At 72.5% G+C, this 3,486-nt stretch carries 1 protein-coding gene and 1 pseudogene; both read left to right on the forward strand.

Features of this window, described 5'->3' with window-relative positions; all coding sequences use genetic code 11:
* Nucleotides 1-3,216 (forward strand): molybdopterin-dependent oxidoreductase (locus tag NF338_RS20920; RefSeq protein WP_264032512.1); only part of this gene is annotated, 3,216 nt, incomplete at its 5' end.
* A gap of 76 nt (nt 3,217-3,292) precedes the next feature.
* Nucleotides 3,293-3,486 (forward strand): annotated as a pseudogene (gene narY / locus NF338_RS20925) (nitrate reductase subunit beta); the annotation flags it as partial.

Below are 3,486 nucleotides of genomic sequence, written 5' to 3' on the forward strand. Positions count from 1 at the left end.
GACCAGACCGACGTCCCCGAGTCCGCCGACTGGTGGAACTCCACCTACTGCATCATGTGGGGCTCCAACGTCCCGGTCACCCGCACCCCCGACGCGCACTTCATGACCGAGGCCCGCTACCGCGGCCAGAAGGTGATCGTCGTCTCGCCCGACTACGCCGACAACACCAAGTTCGCCGACGAGTGGCTCGCCCCGCACCCGGGGACGGACGGCGCCCTCGCCCAGGCGATGGGCCACGTCATCCTCACCGAGCACTACGCGCGGCGCCGGACCCCGCAGTTCGCGGAGTACGCGGCGCGCTTCACCGACCTCCCGAACCTCGTCGCCCTCGACGAGCACGGCGACGCGCCCGGGCCCGACGGCGATACGTACGTCCCGGGGAAGTTCCTCACCGCGGCGGACCTGCCCGACGGCGTCGGGCGCCCCGGCGACGACGACGCCGCCTCCTCGAACGCCCGCTTCAAGACCGTCGTGCTCGACGCCGACGGCACGCCGCGCGTCCCGAACGGCAGCCTCGGTCACCGCTACGGCGAGGCCGACGCGGGCCGCTGGAACCTCGACCTCGGCGACATCGACCCCCTGCTCTCCGTCGCCGACCCGCACGGCGTCTTCTGGGGCGCCCCGCAGACCGCCCCCACCCGCGGCTCCGTCCCCGAGCGCTCGCCGTCGGCCGACCAGGGCTCTCCCTCGGCGGACCAGGGCTCTCCCTCGCGGTACCAGGGCTCTCCCTCGGCAGATCTCACCTACGAGACGGTCGCCGTCGCGCTGCCGCGGTTCGACCTCGACCCGGCGCCCGGCGACGAGGCGGGCGCGCACCTGGGCGGCGCGGGCGTCGTCGTGCGCGGGGTCCCGGCCCGGCGGGTCGGCGGGCGGCTCGTCACGACGGTGCTGGACCTGCTGCTCGCGCAGTACGGGGTGAACCGCCCGGAGCTGGGGCTGCCCGGCGAGTGGCCCGCGGGCTACGACGACGACGCGTCGCCCGCGACCCCCGCGTGGCAGGAGCGGTTCACCGGGGTGCCCGCCGCGGCGGCCGAGCGGATCGGGCGCGAGTTCGCGCAGAACGCGCTCGACTCGGGCGGGCGCTCGATGATCATCATGGGCGCGGGGACCAACCACTGGTTCCACTCCGACACGATCTATCGGGCCATGCTCGCGCTGACGACGCTCACCGGCTGCCAGGGCGTGAACGGCGGCGGGTGGGCGCACTACGTGGGGCAGGAGAAGTGCCGCCCGGTGACCGGGTGGGCGCAGTACGCGGGCGGCCTGGACTGGTCGCGCCCGCCGCGCCAGATGATCGGCACCGCGTTCTGGTACCTCGCGACGGACCAGTGGCGGTACGACGGGCTGCCCGCCGACGCGCTCGCGTCGCCGCTCGCGCAGGGGCAGTTCTCGGGGCGCACGACGGCGGACACGCTCGTCGAGTCGGCGCAGCGCGGCTGGATGCCGAGCTTCCCGACGTTCGACCGCAACCCGCTGGACCTGGTCGACGAGGCGCGCGCGGCGGGCAAGGAACCGGCACAGCACGTGGTCGACGAGCTCAAGGCCGGGACCCTGCGGTTCGCGTGCGAGGACCCGGACGACCCCGCGAACTTCCCGCGCGTCGTGACGGTGTGGCGCGCGAACATCCTCGGGTCGTCGGGCAAGGGCAACGAGTACTTCCTCAAGCACCTGCTCGGGACCGACGCCGCGGTCCACGCCGCGGAGTCGGGCCCCGAGCGCCGCCCGCGGTCGATGACGTGGCGGGACGAGGCGCCGCAGGGCAAGCTCGACCTGCTCGTGACGCTCGACTTCCGCATGACGTCGACGACGCTGTTCTCGGACGTCGTGCTGCCGGCGGCGACCTGGTACGAGAAGCACGACCTGTCCTCGACGGACATGCACCCGTTCGTGCACTCGTTCAACCCGGCGATCAGCCCGCCGTGGCAGACGCGCACCGACTTCGACATCTTCCACACGATCGCGGGGAAGGTGTCCGAGCTCGCGGTGACGCACCTCGGGGTCCGGGAGGACCTCGTCGCCGCGCCGCTCGCGCACGACACCCCGGACGAGATGGCGGTCCCGCACGGCGCGCTCTCCGACTCGGGGCTCCCGGTGACGGAGCGCGAGCTCGTGCCGGGCGTGACGATGCCGAAGCTCGTGGTCGTCGAGCGGGACTACCCCGCGTTTGCCGCGCGCATGGCCTCGCTCGGCCCGCTCACGGAGAAGGCGGGCATGGTCACCAAGGGCGTGCACTTCTCGCCCGCGCCCGAGGTCGCCGACCTCGGCCGCCGCAACGGCCTCGTCCAGGACGGGCCGACGGCCGGGCGCCCGCGACTGGACCGGGACACGCACGCGTGCGAGATGATCCTCGCGCTGTCGGGCACGACGAACGGGCGGCTCGCGGTGCAGGGGTTCGAGCACGTCGAGCAGCGCACGGGCACGCGCCTCGCAGACCTGGCCCTGGACGAGCAGGGCAAGCGCGTGACCTTCCCGGACGTGCAGTCGCGCCCGACGCCGGTCATCACCTCTCCCGAGTGGTCCGGGTCCGAGCACGGGGGCCGCCGGTACTCGGCGTTCGTCGTCAACGTGGAGCGGCTCAAGCCCTGGCACACCCTGACGGGCCGCCAGCACCTCTATCTCGACCACGACTGGATGATCGAGCTGGGCGAGCACATGCCGATCTTCCGGCCACCGCTGGACATGCACCGCCTGTTCGGCGACTCGCCCGTGGTGGGCGACACGTCGCCGTCGGGCTACCCCGCGTCCGGCGGTCACGCCGAGGTCGCGGTGCGGTACCTGACCCCGCACAACAAGTGGTCGATCCACTCCGAGTACCAGGACAACCTCTTCATGCTGTCCCTCTCGCGCGGTGGCCCGAACGTCTGGATGTCGCCCGCCGACGCCGCCAAGATCGGCGTCGCGGACAACGAGTGGATCGAGGCGTACAACCGCAACGGCGTGGTCGTGGCGAGGGCGGTGGTCAGCCACCGGATGCCCGAGGGGACCGTCTACATGCACCACGCGACCGACCGCACGATCGACGTCCCGCTCGCCGAGACGTCCGGCCTGCGCGGCGGCATCCACAACTCGCTCACGCGCATCCTCCTCAAGCCGACGCACCTCGCGGGCGGCTACGCCCAGCTCTCCTACGCGTTCAACTACCTCGGACCCACCGGGAACCAGCGCGACGAGATGACCGTCATCCGCCGACGCAGCCAGGAGGTGCGGTACTCGTGACACTCGTGACCCGGAGCGGAACGGCGCGGGGCCCGGCGGCGGGCAGGCAGTCGTCGGCGTGGGAGGGGGTGGCGTCGTGCGGGTGATGGCGCAGATGTCGATGGTGATGAACCTGGACAAGTGCATCGGGTGTCACACGTGCTCGGTGACGTGCAAGCAGGCCTGGACCAACCGCACCGGCGTCGAGTACGTCTGGTTCAACAACGTCGAGACCCGCCCCGGCCTGGGGTACCCCCGCACCTACCAGGACCAGGACCGCTGGCAGGGCGG

The organism is Cellulosimicrobium sp. SH8, assembly GCF_025818875.1.
GTDB lineage: Bacteria > Actinomycetota > Actinomycetes > Actinomycetales > Cellulomonadaceae > Cellulosimicrobium > Cellulosimicrobium cellulans_D.